Source organism: Plantactinospora sp. CNZ320 (genome assembly GCF_002846275.1).
The window spans coordinates 233,614-252,721 of sequence record NZ_PJMP01000001.1; the positions used below are offsets into that span (position 1 = coordinate 233,614).

2 protein-coding genes and 1 pseudogene are annotated in these 19,108 nt (G+C 71.7%); all 3 read left to right on the forward strand.

The window, feature by feature from the left end:
- Window positions 1–6 precede the first annotated feature (6 nt).
- Entirely contained in the window at window positions 7–5,133 is a 5,127-nt protein-coding gene (locus CLT71_RS00975; RefSeq protein ID WP_101365416.1) for a non-ribosomal peptide synthetase, read from the forward strand.
- Complete coding sequence (locus CLT71_RS00980) at window positions 5,130–16,181, forward strand: non-ribosomal peptide synthetase (protein WP_101365417.1); 11,052 nt, start codon at window positions 5,130–5,132, stop codon at window positions 16,179–16,181. The genes CLT71_RS00975 and CLT71_RS00980 overlap by 4 nt, the downstream gene beginning before the upstream one ends.
- A gap of 5 nt (window positions 16,182–16,186) precedes the next feature.
- Window positions 16,187–19,009 (forward strand): annotated as a pseudogene (locus CLT71_RS00985) (non-ribosomal peptide synthetase); the annotation flags it as partial.
- Window positions 19,010–19,108 lie beyond the last annotated feature (99 nt).

The following is a 19,108-nucleotide window of genomic DNA, read 5'->3' on the forward strand; positions in this document are numbered from 1 at the left end:
GCACCCATGAACCCCGATCGAAGCCGGACTGACCTGGTCGGCGACTCCAGCGGGCCGGCGAACGTCGCCGGGTCCGCCAACATCCTGCCGGCGCTGGTCGCCCGCCAGGTGGCGGCCACGCCCGACGCGGTCGCCGTGCTGGCCGGCGACGTCGAGGTGACGTACGCCGAACTGGACCGCCGGGCCAACCGGCTGACCCGGTACCTGCGCGGCCTCGGTGCCGGACCCGACACGCTGGTCGGGGTCTGCCTGCCCCGCAGCGTCGACCTGGTCGTCGCGCTGCTCGGCGTCTGGAAGGCGGGTGCCGGTTACGTACCGCTGAGCCCGGACCACCCGCGGGACTGGGCGACCTGGGTGCTGACCGACACCGGCGCCACGATCGTGCTCACCGAGTCGGCGCACGCCGAGCTGGTGGCCGGCACCGGTGCCCGGGTCGTCCGGCTCGACGACATCGCGGCCGAACTCGCCGGGCTGCCCGACGAGCCGCCGGTCAACCCGGTGACCGGGGACAACCTCGCCTACGCGATCTACACCTCCGGCTCCACCGGCCGACCCAAGGGCGTCATGATCAGCCACGCGGCGATCGCCAACCGGGTCGACTGGGCGGTCCGGCAGCACGGTCTCGGCCCGGCCGACCGGGTGCTGTGCAAGACCGCACTGACCTTCGACGCGGCCTGCTGGGAGTACTTCGCCCCGCTGGTCAGCGGCGGTGCGGTGGCCCTCGCCCCGGTCGGCGCCGAGCGTGACCCGGCGGCGCTGGTCCGGGCGATCAGCCGGTACGGCGTCACAGTCTTCCAGGGCGTACCGTCGGTGCTCCGGCTGGTCGCCGACGACCCGGGTTGGCGGGACTGCACCTCGCTGCGGCTGCTCTTCTCGGCCGGCGAGCCACTGCACGCCGAGCTGTGCCGACGGCTCACCGACGGGCTCAAGGTCACCCTCTGGAACACGTACGGGCCCACCGAGTGCGCCATCGACGTGACCGCGCACCCGTACGACCCGGCGCTGCCGACCGGCCCGGTGCCGATCGGCCGGCCACTGGCCAACCTGCGGGTGCTGGTGCTGGACGCGAACGGTGACCCGGTGCCGGTCGGGGTCGCCGGTGAACTGCACGCCGGAGGGGTCGGGGTGGCCCGGGGCTACCTCGGCCGGCCGGAGCTGACCGCCGAGAAGTTCGTCCCCGACCCGTACGGGCCGCCGGGATCCCGGCTGTACCGCACAGGTGACCTGGTCCGCTGGCGTACCGACGCCACCCTGGAGTACATCGGGCGGCTGGATCATCAGGTGAAGGTGAACGGTGTCCGGATCGAGCCCGGCGAGGTGGAGTCCGCGCTCGTCGCCCACCCGGACGTCGACGCCGCGGTGGTGCTGGCGGTGGAGACCGCCGAGGGCGGCAAGCGGCTCGTCGGGTACGTCACCGGCGAGCGGGTGCCGACCGCCGACCGGCTGCGTACCTTCCTGCGGGACCGGCTGCCCGACCCGATGATCCCGGCCGCCTTCGTGGCCCTGCCGGAGTTCCCGCTGAACAGCAGCGGGAAGGTGGACCGGGCGGCGCTGCCGGCCCCGGAGATCGGTGCCGAGGACGGCCGCCCGCCGTACGTGGCGCCGCGTACCGCAGCCGAGCGGCTGGTCGCCCGCTCCTGGGCGGAACTGCTCAGGATGGACCGGGTCGGCGCGCACGACGACTTCTTCTCGCTCGGCGGCTCCTCGCTGCTGCTGACCCGGCTGGCCAACCAGCTCCGGGCGGCCTCCGGCAGCAAGGTCCCGCTGCGCGGCCTCTTCACCGCGCCCACAGTGGAGCAGCAGGCGAAGCTGATCGCGGTGCCTACCGACGACGGACCGCCGATCGTCCCGGTGCCCCGGACCGGGCCGCTGCCCCTGTCGTTCGGGCAGCGCCGGCTCTGGTTCCTCGACCGGCTGGAGCCCGGCAACACCGAGTGGGTCGCCCCGCTCTTCGTCCGGCTCGGCGCGGAGGTCGGCCCGAGCACCGTGCAGCGGGCGCTGGACGTGCTGGCCGGGCGGCACGAGATCCTCCGCACCCGCTACGTCGAGGACGGCGGCGAGCCGCGCCAGGTGGTCGACGCGCCGGGCCCGGTCGAGCTGCGGGTGGTCGAGGCCGACTCCGCAGACCTGGAGACGGTGTTCCGCGGCGAGTTCGAGCGCGGCTTCGACCTGGCCACCGGGCCGGTCTGGCGGGCGCTGCTGGTCCGCTTCCCGGGTACGCCGACACCTACCCCGCCGACCTCGGTGCGGATCCCGGCCACTGCCGGCCGTACCCCGGCTGGCGAGTCGGTGCTGCTGCTCACCCTGCACCACATCGCCTGCGACGGCTGGTCGTCGGTGGTGCTGGAACGGGAACTGCGGGAACTCTGCGCGGCGACGGCTGCCGGACGTGCCCCGGAACTGCCGGAACTGCCGATCCAGTACCCCGACTTCGCCAGCTGGCAGCAGGGCTGGCTGACCGAGGAGGTGCTGGCGGCGGAGCTGGCGTACTGGCGGAAGACCCTGGACGGGCTCGGACCGCTGGACCTGCCGACCGACCGGCCCCGACCGACCCACCGCGATCCCAGGGGCGCGCTCGCCCCGTTCACCATCCCGGCCGAACTGGCCGCCGCGATCCGTGACCTCGGCCGGCGGTACGGCGCCTCGCCGTACATGACGATGCTCACCGCGTTCAGCACCCTCCTCGCCCGGTACGCCGGGCGCTGGGACGTCGCCGTCGGCACCCCGGTGGCCGGCCGCAACCGGCCCGAGCTGGAGGAGATGGTCGGCTTCTTCCTCAACTCGCTGGTGCTGCGGCCGAACCTGACCGCAGCCATGCGGTTCGGCGAGGCGTTGGAGGCGACCCGGGAGGTCTGCCGCTCCGCGTTCGCGCACCAGACGCTGCCGTTCGAGCAGCTCGTCGACGACCTCCAGCCGGACCGGGACATGTCCCGTACCCCGCTGTTCCAGGTCGCCTTCGACCTGCACGACGAGGGGCTGACCGGTGGTGCGGTGCGGGCCGACGACCTGGCCGCGTTCACCGGGGCGTGGCAGATCGCCAAGACCGACCTGACGCTCTTCGTCCGGGTGCAGGAGGACGGCACGATGCTCGGCGCGCTGGAGTACGCGACGTCGCTCTTCGACCGTTCCACAGTGGATCGGATGGGCGGGCACCTGGTCCGGCTGCTCCAGGCGGTAACCACGGACCCGGAGCTGCGGCTCGGCGCGGTGGACTTCCTCGACCCGGTCGACGAGCTGGTCGGCACCGGTCGGATCGACCCGTTCCGCACCGGCACCCCGGACCGCTGCCTGCACCAGGTCTTCGAGGACCGGGTGCTGCTCGCCCCGGAGGCGGTGGCGGTGACCTTCCAGGGCGTCTCGTTGACGTACGCCGAGGTGAACGTCCGGGCCAACCGGCTGGCGCACCGGCTGCGGGCCGGCGGGATCGGTGTCGGATCGCTGGTCGGGGTCTGCCTGGAGCGGGGCATCGAGCTGGTCCCGACGCTGATCGGGGTGCTGAAGTCGGGTGCGGCGTACCTGCCGCTGGATCCGGCGCAGCCGGTGGACCGGCTCGGTTTCATGGTCGGCGACGCGGGCGCCCCGGTGGTCGTGACGCAGTCGTCGCTGGTCGGGACGGTCTCCGGGTTCTTCGACGGCGACCAGCTGGTGCTGGACCGGGAGGACCTGTCGGGGCAGCCGGTGGAGAACCCGGCGCCGGTCTCACACCCCGAGGACCTGATCTACGTGATCTACACGTCGGGGTCGACGGGCCGGCCGAAGGGGGTCTGCCTGAGCCACGCCAACGTGCACAGGCTCTTCACCACCACCCATCCGCAGTACGGCTTCTCCGCCGACGACGTGTGGACGCTGTTCCACTCGTACGCCTTCGACGTCTCGGTCTGGGAACTCTGGGGCGCGCTGGCCTACGGCGGCCGGCTGGTGGTGGTACCCCGCGAGGTGACCCGGCTGCCCGACGAGTTCCTGGAGCTGCTGGTCGCCGAGCGGGTCACCGTGCTCAGCCAGACCCCGTCGGCGTTCCGGGCCATGGTCGGGTTCGCCCGGGACGGCAACCCGCGGCTGGACCTGCTCTCGCTGCGGGCCGTGGTCTTCGCCGGCGAGAAGCTGGAGATGGCCGAGCTGGCCCCCTGGGTGGCCCGGTTCGGTGACCGGCCGGCGCTGGTCAACATGTACGGGATCACCGAGACGACGGTGCACTCCACCTACCACCTGGTACGCCCGCAGGACATCACCGGTGCCGGCAACCCGATCGGCTTCCCGCTGAGCGACTCCCGGATCTATCTCCTGGACGACTACGGCAACCTGGTCCCGGTCGGTGTGCCCGGCGAGATCCACGTGGGTGGTCCCGGGGTGGCCCGGGGCTATCTGAAGCGGCCGGAGCTGACCGCGCAGCGGTTCGTGCCGGACCCGTTCGCGGCCGAGCCGGGGGCCAGGATGTACCGCAGTGGTGACCTGGCGAGGCGCCGTCCCGACGGCGGGCTGGACTTCCTCGGCCGGATCGACGACCAGGTGCAGATCCGTGGCTACCGGGTGGAGCTGGGCGAGATCGAGACCGTGCTCGCCGCCCACCCCGGGGTCCGGAACGCGGTCGTGCTCACCGACGAGCCGGAGCCGGGCCAGCCGAGGGTGGTCGCCTACTACGTGCCCGACGCCGACAACCCGCCGCTCGTCCCCGAGCTGGTCGGGCACTGCGGTGCCCGGCTGCCCGACTACATGCTGCCGGGCGTCTTCGTGCCGCTGGAGAAGATCCCGCTCACCCCGAACGGCAAGCTCGACCGTCGGGCGCTGCCGACCCCGGCCCGTACGGTCGCCGAGCTGGACGCGGCGGGCTACGTCGCAGCGCAGGGGCCGGTCGAGGAGCGGATCGCCGAGATCTGGACCGAGCTGCTCGGCGTGGACGCCGGTACCCAGACGAACTTCTTCAACGTCGGCGGCCACTCGATCCTCGCGGTCCGGCTGGCCTCCCGGATCCAGGAGGAGTTCGAGATCGACCTTCCGGTGCGGACCGTCTTCGAACGGCCCACGATCGCGCGGATCGCCGAGGCGGTCGAGGAGCGGATCCGCGCCGAGATCGACGAGCTTTCCGAATCCGACCTGCTGGCCGGCCTGGCGTTGCTGAAGGAGCAGAACAGATGAGCACGGGCGAGGGCACTATCGAACGCGGTGTCGACGCGGCCCGGGAGGAACTGCTGCGGGCCCGGCTCGCCGGGCGGCTGCGCGGCGGTCGCCGGGCGGCGCTGACCCGGGTCGACCGGAGCGGTCCGCTGCCGCTCTCCTTCGGGCAGCAGCAGATGTGGTTTCTGAGCCGGCTGGACCCGGGCAGCTGGGAATACCTGGTACCGCTGGCGCTGCGGCTGCGCGGCCCGGTGGACTCCGTCGCGCTGCGCCGGGCGTTCACCGAGATGGTCGGCCGGCACGAGATCCTGCGTACCCGGTACGCGCTCGTCGACGGCGAGCCGGTCCAGGTGATCGACCCGGCCGGGCCGGTCGAGCTGGCCGTGTCGGACCTGACCGACCTGCCCGAGGCGGAGCGGGAGCGCCGGGGCTTCGAGCGGGCCGCCGAGGAGCCGTCGATCCCGTTCGACCTGGCCACCCAGTGGCCGGTCCGGGCCCGGCTGGTCCGGCTGGCCGACGACGACCATCTGCTGGTAGTGGTCTTCCACCACGTCGCCTGCGACGCCTGGTCGGTCGGGGTCTTCGCCGAGGAACTCAGCGAGCTGTACGCGGCCGCGCTCGCCGGCCGGCCCAGCACCCTCGCCCCGCTGCCGGTGCAGTACGCCGACTACGCCGCCTGGGAGCGCAACCGCTCGGAGGCGGAGCACCAGCGGCACCTGGACTACTGGCGGCAGCAGCTCGCCGGGGTGCCGCCGCTGGACCTGCCGGCGGACCGCCCCCGCCCGGCGACCCGGGACTGGGCCGGTGCGGTGGTCGAGGTGGAGCTGCCGGCCGGGCTCGGCGGGCAGCTGCGCGACCTCGCCCGGCGGCACGACGCCACCCTGTTCATGGTGCTGCTCAGCGGCTACCAGGCGCTGCTGTCCCGGTACACCGGCGGCACCGACATCCCGGTCGGCACGGTGGTCTCGGGGCGCAACCGGCCCGAGCTTTCCAAGCTGATCGGGTACGGCATCAACAGCCTGGTGATGCGGGCCCGCTGGGATTCCGACGTCACCTTCGGCGAGCTGCTGTCGGCCAACCGGCAGACCGTGCTGGCCGCCTTCGACCACCAGGAGGTGCCGTTCGGGCAGCTCGTCGACGAGCTCCAGCCGGAGCGGGACATGTCCCGTACCCCGCTGTTCCAGGTCGCCTTCACCATGCACGAGGCGGGCGCCGGGGCGTACGCGATGCCGGGGCTGACCGTCTCGGCGCTGGACGCGCTCTCCCAGGTCTCCCGCTTCGACCTGACGCTCCAGATCCAGGAGGCCGCCGACGGCGGGCTGCGCGCCCATCTGGAGTACGCGACCGCGCTCTTCGACGCGTCCACGATGCGACGCCTCGGCGGACACCTGGTCCGGCTGCTCCAGGCCGTCGTCGCCGACCCGGATCGGGCGCTCTCCGCGGTCGACCTGCTCGACGACGCCGAACGGGCCGAGGTGACCGGAGTCGCCGACCCGTTCCGGATCGACGCGGTGCGCCCGACCCGGACCGTGCACCAGGTCTTCGAGGAGCGGGTGACCGCCGCGCCGGACGCCGTCGCGGTGACCTTCCAGGGCGTCTCGTTGACGTACGCCGAGGTGAACGCCCGGGCGAACCGGCTGGCGCACCGGCTCCGCGCGCTCAGCGCCGGCCCGGAGTCCCTGGTCGGGGTCTGCCTGGAGCGGGGGATCGAGCTGGTCCCGACCCTGCTCGGCGTGCTGAAGTCTGGCGCGGCCTACCTGCCGCTGGATCCGGCGCAGCCGGTGGACCGGCTCGGGTTCATGGTCGGCGACGCGGGCGCGTCGGTGATCGTCACCCAGTCCTCGCTGGCCGGCACGGTCGCCGGCTTCTCCACAGGTGTCGTGGTCAACCTCGACGAGGAGGACCTGTCCGGGCAGCCTGCGGAGAACCCCGTCCAGCTCTCCGGCCCGGAGAACCTGATCTACGTCATCTACACGTCGGGGTCGACGGGCCGACCGAAGGGCGTCTGCCTGACCCACACCAACGTGCTCCGGCTGCTTACCGTCGGCGACACCCACTACCGGTTCTCCGCCGACGACGTCTGGCCGCTGTTCCACTCGTACGCCTTCGACGTCTCGGTCTGGGAACTCTGGGGCGCGCTGCTCTACGGCGGCCGGCTGGTGGTGGTACCCCGTGAGGTGACCCGGCTGCCCGACGAGTTCCTGGAGCTGCTGGTCGCCGAGCGGGTCACCGTGCTCAACCAGACCCCGTCGGCGTTCCGCAGCCTGGTCGGCTTCGCCCGGGACGACGATCCCCGGCTCGCCGCCCTGGAACTGCGGGCCGTGGTCTTCGCCGGTGAGAAGCTGGAGATGGCCGAGCTGGCCCCCTGGACCGACCGGTTCGGTCTGGACCGCCCCGCCCTGCTCAACATGTACGGCATCACCGAGACGACAGTGCACTCCAGCTTCCACCAGGTACGCCCGCAGGACATCGCCGACCCCGGCAACCCGGTCGGCTACCCCCTCGGCGACCTGCGGATCTACCTCCTCGACCGGTACGGCAACCTGGTCCCGGTCGGCGTGCCCGGCGAGATCCACGTGGGTGGTCCGGGCGTGGCCCGGGGCTATCTGAAGCGGCCGGAGCTGACCGCGCAGCGGTTCGTGCCGGACCCGTTCGCGGCCGCGCCGGGGGCCAGGATGTACCGCAGTGGTGACCTGGCCAGGCGCCGTCCCGACGGCGGGTTGGACTTCCTGGGCCGGATCGACGACCAGGTGCAGATCCGTGGCTACCGGGTGGAGCTGGGCGAGATCGAGACCGTGCTCGCCGCGTACCCGGGGGTCCGGGACGCGGTGGTGGTGGTCCGGGAGGACATCCCCGGCGACAAACGGCTGGTCGGCTACCTGGTGGCCGAGGGCGACCAGGTGCCGAGCCCGGCCGAGCTGCGCGAGTTCCTCGCCCGGGGCCTGCCGGAATACATGGTGCCGGCCGCGTTCGTACCGCTGGAGAAGATCCCGCTGACCGCCAACGGCAAGCTCGACCGCCGCGCGCTGCCCGCACCGGACCGGGCCGCACTGCACGGGGAGCAGGCCTACGTGCCGCCGCGTACCCCGGTCGAGGAGCGGGTCGCGGCGATCTGGCGCAGCGTGCTCGGGGTCGAGCGGGTCGGCGTGCACGACAGCTTCTTCGACCTTGGCGGGCACTCGATCCGGGCGGTCGCCCTGGTCGGCGAGCTGCGCTCGATCGGACTGGACGTCTCCGTCCGGGACGTCTTCGCGCACCGCACCGTCGCGGAACTCTGCGGGATCCTCGACGGCCGGTCGGCGCCGGCCGCGCAGGAGCGCCCGGTGGCGCCGTTCGAGCTGCTCTCCGCCGAGGACCGGGCGAAGGTGCCGGCCGGCGCGAGCGACGCGTACCCGCTGTCCCGGGTCCAGGCCGGCATGGTCGTCGAGATGCTCTCCGACGGGGAGCTGCACGCGTACCACAACGTGACGTCGTTCCGGATCCGGGACGAGCAGCCGTTCGCACTGGCGGCACTCCGCGAGGCGGCCCGGATCGTGGTGGCCCGGCACGAGGTGCTGCGTACCGCGATCGACCTGACCACGTACTCGGTGCCGATGCAGGTGGTGTATCCGACCGCCGAGATGCCGGTCGGGGAACGGGACCTGCGACACCTGGACGCCGCCGAGCTGGACCGGTCGCTGCGGGAGTTCACCGCGGCGGAACGGGCCGACGTCTTCGACCTGGGCCAGCCGACCCTGATGCGGCTGCACGCGCACGTCTGCGACGACAAGACCTGGTGGCTGTCGGTCACCGAGTGCCACGCCATCATCGAGGGCTGGAGCCACCACTCGCTGCTGATGGAGGTACTCGACCTCTACCGGGAGATCCGCGACGGCCGTACCCCGGCCGAGGTCGAGCCGCCGCCGGTGCGGTTCGCCGACTTCATCGCCGCCGAGCTGCGCTCGCTGGACTCGACCGAGGACCGGGAGTACTGGCGGGACATCGTCGGCAGGTACGCCCGGTTCACCCTGCCCACCGGCTGGGGCGACGAGGACGCGCCGCGCGAGTCGCTGATGCTCGGGGTGCCGTTCCACGACCTGGAGGCCGACCTGCGCAAGCTGGCCAGCCGGGCCAAGGCGTCGCTGAAGACGGTGCTGCTCGCCGCGCACCTGAAGGTGATGAGCCAGCTCACCGCCGAGGAGTCGTTCCTGACCGGCCTGGTGCTGCACGGCCGGCCCGAGGTGGTCGGCGCCGACCGGGTCTACGGGATGTACCTGAACAGCCTGCCGTTCGGCTACGACCGGGGCGCCCGGAGCTGGCTGGAGCTGGTGGCCCGGACCTACGCCCGGGAGATGGAGATCTGGCCGCGCCGCCGGTTCCCGATGCCGGAGATCCAGCGCGAGTTCGGCGACGGCCAGCGGCTGATGGACGTCCGGTTCAGCTACCACGACTTCGACCAGGTCGACCGGGATCTCGTCGACTATCTGGCCAGCATCGACGACAGCCCGACCGAGTTCCCGCTCGCCGTGGCGGTCCGGCTCGGCTACGTGACGATGGCGGTCAACCCCCGGGTGCTGAGCCGGGCCAACGGCGACCGGATCGGTGCGATGTACCGGGCCGTGCTGGAGGCGATGGCGGCGAACCCGGAGGGCGACGCCCGGGGTGTCTTCCTCGCCGACGAGGAACGGCAGCGGCTGGTGGTCGAGTGGAACAGCACCACAGCCGAACCGGCCGGACCGGCCGTGCCGGAGCGCTTCGTCGCGCAGGTGTCGGCCACCCCGCACGCGGTGGCGGTCGAGTGCGCCGGCCAGCAGCTCAGCTATGCCGAGCTGGACGCCCGGGCGAACCGGCTCTCCCGGCACCTGCGCGCCTGCGGTGTGGTGCCGGAGTCTGTCGTCGGAGTGCTGCTGGACCGGGGACCGGAGCTGCTGGTGGCGATGCTGGCGGTCTGGAAGGCCGGCGGCGCGTACGTCCCGCTCGACCCGGCCCACCCGGCCGACCGGCTCGCCGACATGCTGGCCGACGCCGGTACCCGGGTGGTGGTGACCGGCTCCGGCTACACCGACCGGCTCCCGGAGATCCCGGTGCGGGTCCTGGTGGACCACGACGCGTCAAGCATCGCGGAACAGCCGGCCACCCCGCTCTCGGTCCCGACCGATCTCGATCGTCTGGCGTACGTGATTTTCACGTCGGGGTCGACGGGTCGGCCGAAGGGTGTGGCGGTGTCGCATCGTGGGTTGGTCAACCATGTGTCGTGGGCGGCGCGGGAGTTGGTTGGTCGTGGTGTTGGTGGTTCGGCGTTGTTTTCGTCGGTGGCGTTCGATCTGGTGGTGCCGAATGTGTGGGCGCCGTTGGTGTCGGGTCAGCGGGTGTGGTTGGCGGGTGCGGATCTGGATATGGCGGATCTGGGTCGGGAGTTGGTGGCGGCCGGTCCGTTCAGTTTCCTGAAGCTCACCCCCGGCCACCTGGAGGTGCTGGCCCACCAGCTCGCACCGGGCGAGGCCAGCGGGCTCGCCGGGATCACGGTGGTGGCCGGCGAGGCGTTCACCCGGCACACCCTGGAGCGCTGGCGCGAGTGCGCCCCGGACGCGGAGCTGGTCAACGAGTACGGCCCGACCGAGGCCTCCGTCGGCACCTGCATCTATCCGGTACGGGGTGCGCAGCGCGCCGACGTACTGCCGATCGGTCGTCCTCTGCCCGGCATGTCGATGTACGTGCTGGACGCTGACCTGTCGCCGGTTCCGGTCGGTGTGTTGGGTGAGTTGTTTGTCGGTGGCGTTGGTGTGGCTCGGGGTTATGTGAATCGTCCGGAGTTGACGGCGGAGCGGTTCGTGCCTGATCCGTTCGGGTCGGCTGGGTCCCGGTTGTATCGGACTGGTGATCTGGTGCGGGTGTTGCCGTCGGGTGATGTGGAGTTTGTTGGTCGGGTTGATGACCAGGTGAAGGTGCACGGTTATCGGATCGAGTTGGGTGAGATCCGGTCGGTGTTGCTGGAGCACGGGTCGGTGCGTGATGCGGTGGTGGTCGCGGTGGGTGCGGCGTCGGACAGGCGTCTGGTGGCGTACTGCGTGCCGGCCTCGCCTGAGTTGGATGTGGCTGGGTTGACCGGGCATGTGTCGGCTCGGTTGCCGGAGTACATGGTGCCGGCGGTGTTCGTGGGGTTGGATGCTCTGCCGTTGAACGCGAACGGGAAGGTGGATCGTCGGGCGTTGCCGGATCCGGATTCTGCGGTGGTGGATGCGGGTGCGGTGTTTGTGGGTCCGCGTACTGCGGTGGAGGAGCGGATCGCTGGGGTGTGGTGTGAGGTGTTGGGTCTTGAGCGGGTTGGGGTGACGGAGAGTTTCTTCGATCTGGGTGGGCATTCGATTCGTGCGGTGGCGTTGGTGGGGAGGTTGCGGGCTGCTGGGTTCGAGGTGGCGGTCCGGGATGTGTTCCAGTACCGCACCGTCGCCGAACTCGCCGAGAAGCTGGCCGGGCCGGTGCCGGAGGCGGTCGTCGCGGGTACCACCGTCGACGGGCCGACCGTGGCGCCGTTCGCACTGTTGTCCACAGAGGACCAGGCGGCGTTGCCGGCCGGGGTGGTCGACGCGTACCCGCTGTCACAGGTGCAACTCGGCATGGTCGTCGAGATGCTCGCCGACAACGACCTGCACGCCTACCACAACGTCACCTCGTTCCGGCTGCGCACCGAGCGGCCGTTCGGGCTGGACGCGTTGCGCGAGGCGGCCCGGATCGTGGTCGAGCGGCACGAACTGCTGCGTACCTCGTTCGACCTGACCAGCTACTCGGTGCCGATGCAGCTCGTGCACGACACCGCCGAGATCCCGATCGGCGTACGCGACATCCGGCAGCTCGACGCGGCCGGGCGGAAGCAGGCGATCCGGGAGTTCACCACCGCGGAACGGGCCGAGCTGTTCGACCTCGGGGTGGCGCCGCTGCTGCGGTTCACCGTGCACGAGGAGAGCGACGAGGCGTGGTGGATGTCCGTGACGGTCTCCCACCCGATCACCGAAGGGTGGAGCCACCGGGCGATGCTGACCGAGCTGTTGGAGCTCTACCAGCAGATCCGGGCCGGCGAGGCACCGACCCAGGTGACCCGCCCGGCGGTCCGGTACGCGGACTTCATCGCCGCCGAACTCGACTCGCTCGCCTCGACCGAGGACCGCGACTACTGGGGCGGGATCGTCGACGGCTACCCCAGGCTGTCGCTGCCGGCCGGCTGGGCCGCTGACCCGTCCACGCCACGGGAGCCGTACTCGATCACGGTGCCGGTCCGGGACCTGGAGCCGGAGCTGCGGGCGTTGGCCACGTCGACGCGTACCTCGATGAAGGCGGTGTTGCACGCGGCGCACCTGAAGGTGATGAGCCAGCTCACCGACGAGTCCGTCTTCTTCACCGGCCTGGTGTGCAGCGCCCGGCCCGAGGTCGACGGCGCCGACAAGGTCTACGGGATGTATCTCAACACCCTGCCGTTCGCGCACCGGCGCGGCGCGGCGACCTGGGGTGAGCTGGTCCGGCAGGTCTTCGACCGCGAGATCGAACTCTGGCCGCACCGGCGCTACCCGATGCCGGCGATCCAGCGCGAGCTGGCCGACGGCCAGCGCCTGCTCGACGTGCGATTCAGCTACCAGGACTTCGACGCGGTCGACACCGAACTGGTCGACGTGGAGTCCGGTCTCGGCGAGGGGGCCACCGAGTTCGGCCTGGCCGTCGCCGCGATGACCGGCAGCCTGGTGCTCACCGCCGACACGCACGTGCTGAGCCGGCCGGACGCCACCCGACTGGGTGCGATGTACCGGGCGGTGCTGGCGGCGATGGCGGCGACCGGTGCTCGCGGGGACGCCCGGGACAACCACCTGCCGGCCGACGAGCGGGAACGCCTGCTCGGCGAGTACGCCGTCAACCCGACCGCCGTGCCGACCCGTACCGTGCCGGAGCTGGTCGCGGACGTCGCCGCCGCGCATCCGGACCGGATCGCGGTGGCGCTCGGCGAGCTGGAACTCGACTACGCCGAGCTGGACGCCCGGGCGAACCGGCTGGCCCGGCACCTGCGGTCCCGGGGAGTCGGCCCGGAGTCGCTGGTCGGGGTGCTGCTGGACCGGGGACCCGAGCTGATCGCCACCTTCCTGGCGGTCTGGAAGACCGGCGGCGCGTACGTGCCGCTGGACCCGTCCTTCCCGGCCGACCGGGTGAACACGATGCTCGCCGACGCCGGTGCCCGGGTGGTGGTCACCCGGTCCCGGCACGCGGACCGGTTCGAACCGGCACTGGACTGCGTCCTCGTCGACACCGAGCGCCTGGAGATCGGCAACCGCCCCGCCAGCCCGATCGCCGAACCCGCCGATCTGGACCGTCTCGCGTACGTGATTTTCACGTCGGGGTCGACGGGTCGGCCGAAGGGTGTGGCGGTGTCGCATCGTGGGTTGGTCAACCATGTGTCGTGGGCGGCGCGGGAGTTGGTTGGTCGTGGTGTTGGTGGTTCGGCGTTGTTTTCGTCGGTGGCGTTCGATCTGGTGGTGCCGAATCTGTGGGCGCCGTTGGTGTCGGGTCAGCGGGTGTGGTTGGCGGGTCCGGATCTGGACATGGCGGATCTCGGCCCTGAACTGCTGGCGGCGGGTCCGTTCAGCTTCCTGAAGCTCACCCCCGGCCACCTGGAGATCATCGGCCAGCAGGCCGAGGACGCCCAGCTCGCCGCGTTGGCCGAGATCGTGGTGGTGGCCGGCGAGGCCCTGCCCGGCCCGGTCGCCGAGAACTGGCGCCGGATCCTCGGCGACGGCCGCCTGGTCAACGAGTACGGCCCGACCGAGGCGTCCGTCGGCACCTGCGTCTACCCCGTCACCCGGACGCCCGACTCCGAGGTCGTCCCGATCGGTCGTCCTCTGCCCGGCATGTCGATGTACGTGCTGGACGCTGATCTGTCGCCGGTTCCGGTCGGTGTGTTGGGTGAGTTGTTTGTCGGTGGCGTTGGTGTGGCTCGGGGTTATGTGAATCGTCCGGAGTTGACGGCGGAGCGGTTCGTGCCTGATCCGTTCGGCACTGTTCCGGGTGCCCGGCTGTATCGGACCGGTGACCAGGCGCGGGTGTTGCCGTCGGGTGATGTGGAGTTCGTGGGTCGGGTTGACGACCAGGTGAAGGTGCACGGTTATCGGATCGAGTTGGGTGAGATCCGGTCGGTGTTGCTGGAGCACGAGGCTGTGCGCGATGCGGTGGTGGTCGCGGTGGGTGCGGCGTCGGACAGGCGTCTGGTGGCGTACTGCGTGCCGGCCTCGCCCGGTGAGCTGCCGGTGGGTGCGCTGGTGGAGCACTGTGGTGTGCGGTTGCCGGAGTACATGGTTCCGGCGGTGTTCGTCGCCCTGGATGCGTTGCCGTTGAACGCGAACGGGAAGGTGGATCGTCGGGCGTTGCCGGATCCGGACAGCGCTTTGGTGGATGCGGGTCCGGTGTTTGTGGGTCCGCGTACTGCGGTGGAGGAGCGGATCGCCGGGGTGTGGTGTGAGGTGTTGGGTCTTGAGCGGGTTGGGGTGACGGAGAGTTTCTTCGATCTGGGTGGGCATTCGATTCGTGCGGTGGCGTTGGTGGGGAGGTTGCGGGCTGCTGGGTTCGAGGTGGCGGTCCGGGACGTGTTCCAGTACCGCACGATCGCCGAACTCGCCGAGACGCTCTCCGGCCAGTCGGTTGCCGACCAGTCCGTCGAGTCCGCTCCGATCGCGCCGTTCGCTCTGCTGTCCACAGAGGATCAAGCCGCGTTGCCGGTCGGGGTGGTCGACGCGTACCCGCTGTCACAGGTGCAACTCGGCATGGTCGTCGAGATGCTCGGCGGTGTCGGTGGCAACCGCTACCACAACACCAGCTTCTTCCGGATCCGTGACGAGCAGCCCTTCCAGCCGGAGGCGTTGCGCGAGGCGGCCCGGATCGTGGTCGAGCGGCACGAACTGCTGCGTACCTCGTTCGACCTGACCAGCTACTCGGTGCCGATGCAACTCGTGCACGACTCCGCCGAGATGCCGGTCGAGGTCTGCGACGTACGGCACCTGGACGAGCCGGGCCGGGAGCAGGCCCTGCACGACCTGATCAGCCGGGAGCGGGCGAACCTCTTCGACCTGGCCGCCCCGCCGCTGCTGCGGATGGCCGGGTTCGTGGAGGGCGACGACGCCTGGCGGCTCGGCTTCACCCAGTGCCACGCGATCACCGAGGGCTGGAGCCAGCAGTCGCTGCTGATGGAGGTGCTCGACCTCTACCGGCAGCTCGCCGCCGGCCGGAAACCCGAGCCGGTGGTGGCGCCCGGGGTCCGGTACGCGGACTTCATCGCCGCCGAACTCGACTCGCTCGCCTCGACCGGGGACCGCGACTACTGGCAGGGGATCGTCACCCGGCACGCCCGGTTCACCCTGCCGGCCGGTTGGGGTGGCGCCGCCGACGACGCCGGCAGCTACCGGGTCCCGGTCGGATTCCCGGACCTGGAACCGGGGCTGCGGGCGCTTGCCACGTCGACGCGTACCTCGATGAAGGCGGTGTTGCACGCGGCGCACCTGAAGGTGATGAGCCAGCTCACCGACGAGCCGGCGTTCTTCACCGGCCTGGTGTGCAGCGCCCGGCCGGAGGTCGACGGCGCCGACAAGGTCTACGGGATGTACCTCAACACCCTGCCGTTCGCGCACGACAGGACGGCAGGCACCTGGGGTGACCTGGTCCGGCAGGTCTTCGACCGCGAGGTCGAACTCTGGCCGCACCGGCGCTATCCGATGCCGGCGATCCAGCGCCGGCTCGGCGGGCGGCAGCTCATCGAGGTGATGTTCAGCTATCAGGACTTCCATCAGGTCGATACGGATCTGGTCGACGTGCGGGCCGGTGCGGGCGACGCCGCCAACGAGTTCGCGCTCGCGGTGTCGACCGGTCCCGGGCACCTGATGCTGCGGGTCCGGCGCTCCGCGCTGACGCCGGAGAACGCCGAGCGGGTCGTCGCGATGTACCGGGCGGTGCTGGAGTCGATGGCCGCCGGTGCCGACGGTGACGCCCGGGCGACGTACGTGCCGGCGGGGGAGCTGGACGCGGTGTTGACCGACTGGAACGACACGGCTGTGGAGTGGTGAGCGGGATGAGTCGATCGGTGCACCACATTGTCGAGGCGCAGGCCGCGGCCACCCCGAAGGCGGTGGCCGTGGTCCAGGGCGGCGAACGGGTCCGGTACGCCGAACTCGACGCGCTGGCGAACCGGTACGCCCAGCACCTGCGGGCGATCGGGGTCGGGCCGGAGTCGGTGGTCGGGGTGCTGCTGGGGCGGGAGCCGTCGCTGGTGGCCTGGCTGCTGGCGGTCTGGAAGGCCGGCGCGGCGTACGTGCCACTGGACCCGGAACTGCCGGCGGAACGGCTCGGCTACATGCTGGAAACCGCCGGTGCCGAACTGGTGGTGAGCGAGTCGAGGCTGATCGGCCGGCTGGCCGGGGTCTACTCCGGCCGGCACGTCCTCGCCGACCGGGACGAGCACGTGATCGAGTCCCGGCCGGCGGAGCCGGTGCCCCGCCGCGACGACCAGCACCAGCTGGCGTACATCATCTTCACCTCCGGCTCGACCGGGCGGCCCAAGGGCGTGCAGATCTCGCACCGGTCGCTGCTGAACCTGCTCTTCTCGATGCGCCGGCTGCTGGACGCCGGCACCGACGACGTCTGGCTCGCCGCCACCTCGCTCTCCTTCGACATCTCCGGACTGGAGCTGTATCTCCCGCTGGTCACCGGCGGCCGGCTGGTGCTGGCCGACGACGACGAGGTGGGGGACAGTCCGGAGCTGCTCAGCCTGCTCGACCGCTACCCGGTGACGCACGTCCAGGCGACGCCGTCGGGTTGGAAACTGCTGCTGGACGCGGGTTTCGGGCAGCGGCCGGTGGTCGCGCTGGTCGGCGGCGAGGCGCTGCCTCCGGCGCTCGCCGGTGACCTGCGTGGCCGGGTGAAGCGACTGGTGAACGTGTACGGCCCGACCGAGACCGCGATCTGGTCGACGAGTTGGGACGTGCCCGGGGACGTCGAGGTGGTGCCGATCGGCCGGCCGATCGCGAACACCCGGACCTACGTGCTGGACCGGGACTTCCAGCCGGTCGCGGTCGGTGTCGTCGGCGAGCTGTACATCGCCGGTGACGGCGTCGCCCGGGGGTACGTCAACCGGCCCGAGCTGACCGCCGAGAAGTTTCTGCCCGAGCCGTTCGGCAGGGCCGCCGGAAGCCGGATGTACCGCACCGGTGACCTGGTCCGGTACGGGCCGGACGGCAACCTGGAGTTCCTGGGCAGGGCGGACCACCAGGTGAAGATCCGGGGGCACCGGATCGAGCTGCCGGAGATCGAGGAGCGGCTGCTCGCCCATCCGGACGTCCGCAACGGTGTGGTGGTGGCCCGGGAGGACCCGGGTGGCGAGAAGTGGCTCGCCGGCTACGTCGTACCCGCCGACGGCCGGCCGATCGAGCCGGGCGGGCTGCGCGACTTCCTGGCCGAGGCGCTGCCCGGCTACATGGTGCCGGCCGCGTTCGTCACCCTGGACGCGCTGCCGCTGAACTCGGCCGGCAAGGTGGACCGGCGGGCGCTGCCGGCGCCGGAGCGGACGTCGTTCGGCGGCGAGCGCGAGTTCGTGGCGCCGCGCAACGAGATCGAGCGGCGGATCGCCAGGGTCTGCGTGGAGGTGCTCGGCATCGACCGGGTGGGGGTGCACGACAGGTTCTTCGACATCGGCGCCGACTCGATGCGGATCGTCCAGCTCGTCACCGCCGCCCGCAGGGCCGACCTTCCGGTGTCGCTGCGGATGCTCTACCAGCACGGCACGGTCGCCGAACTGGCCGTCGCCCTCGGCGCGCCGGCTCCGGCGAGCCTGCTCGTCGAACCGACCCAGTTGCTACCCGTCATCACGTCAAACCAGTCCAACTCTCCGACCGCCGCCCCGAACCCCGAACCTGTGCCGGACGCCCGGATCGAGGCGGGACCGGGTCGGCTCGCCGCCGGGCCGTCGCCGCTGCCCACCATGGCCGCGCAGCACGTTCCCGGCGCGAGTGTCGCGCTGGTCCGGGCCGGCCAGCTCGCCGAGGTACGCGGCTACGGCGTACTCGTGGCCGGTGGATCCGAGCCGGTCACCCCGGAGACCCCGTTCCAGGTCGCCTCGATCAGCAAGCACGTCACCGCGCTCGGGGTACTCCGGCTGGTCGGTCAGGGGCGGCTGGAGCTGGACGCCGACGTGAACCGGTACCTGACCTCGTGGCGGCTGCCGGACGGGCCGGCGCCGGTCACCGTACGCCACCTGCTGGCAAACCTCTCCGGCCTCTCTACCAGCCCGAACACCGGGTACGCCCCGACCGAGCCGACACCGTCCCTGCTCGACGTGCTGTACGGCCGCCCGCCGGCGGACTCCGCGCCGATCCGACCCGAACTGGTGCCGGGGGAGTCGTTCCGGAAGACCAACAGCCACTACGCGGTGCTGCAACAGGTGCTCGTCGACCTGACCGGGGAACCGTTCCCGGAGCTGATCCGCCGGCTCGTACTGGCACCGCTGGGCATGACCGACAGCAGTTTCGACCCGGCGTTCCCGGCCGACCCGGCCCGACGGGTCGCGCTCGGGCACGACGCGCACGGGGTACCCGTACCCGGTGGCTGGCGCAACCGTCCGGCGCTGGCGGCCGGGGGTCTCTGGACGACCGCCGCGGACCTGGCCCGGGTGCTGGTCGAGATCCACCGGGCGCACCTGGGCGGCGGCGAGCTGCTCACCCCGGAACTCGCCGCCGGACTGGTGGCGGTCGCCTCGCCGGGCAGCTTCTACGGCCTCGGCACGGTCGTCGACGACACCGTGCCGGATCTGGAGTTCGGGCATCCGGGGGAGACGGTCGGCTACCGGGCGATGACGATGGGCCGGCTCGGCGCCGGTGACGGCTTCGTGGTGCTGACCAACTCCGAGTCCGGCAAGGCGGTGCAGTCGTTCGTCGCCACCGAGCTGGCCGGCTGGGTCGAGCGGCCCGGCGGCGCGGCGACGACGGCGGGTTACGCCGCG

Coding starts and splice junctions, on each gene's coding strand:
- CLT71_RS00975 (WP_101365416.1), top strand. CDS start 7: ATGAACCCCGATCGAAGCCGGACTGACCTGGTCGGCGACTCCAGCGGG.
- CLT71_RS00980 (WP_101365417.1), top strand. CDS start 5,130: ATGAGCACGGGCGAGGGCACTATCGAACGCGGTGTCGACGCGGCCCGG.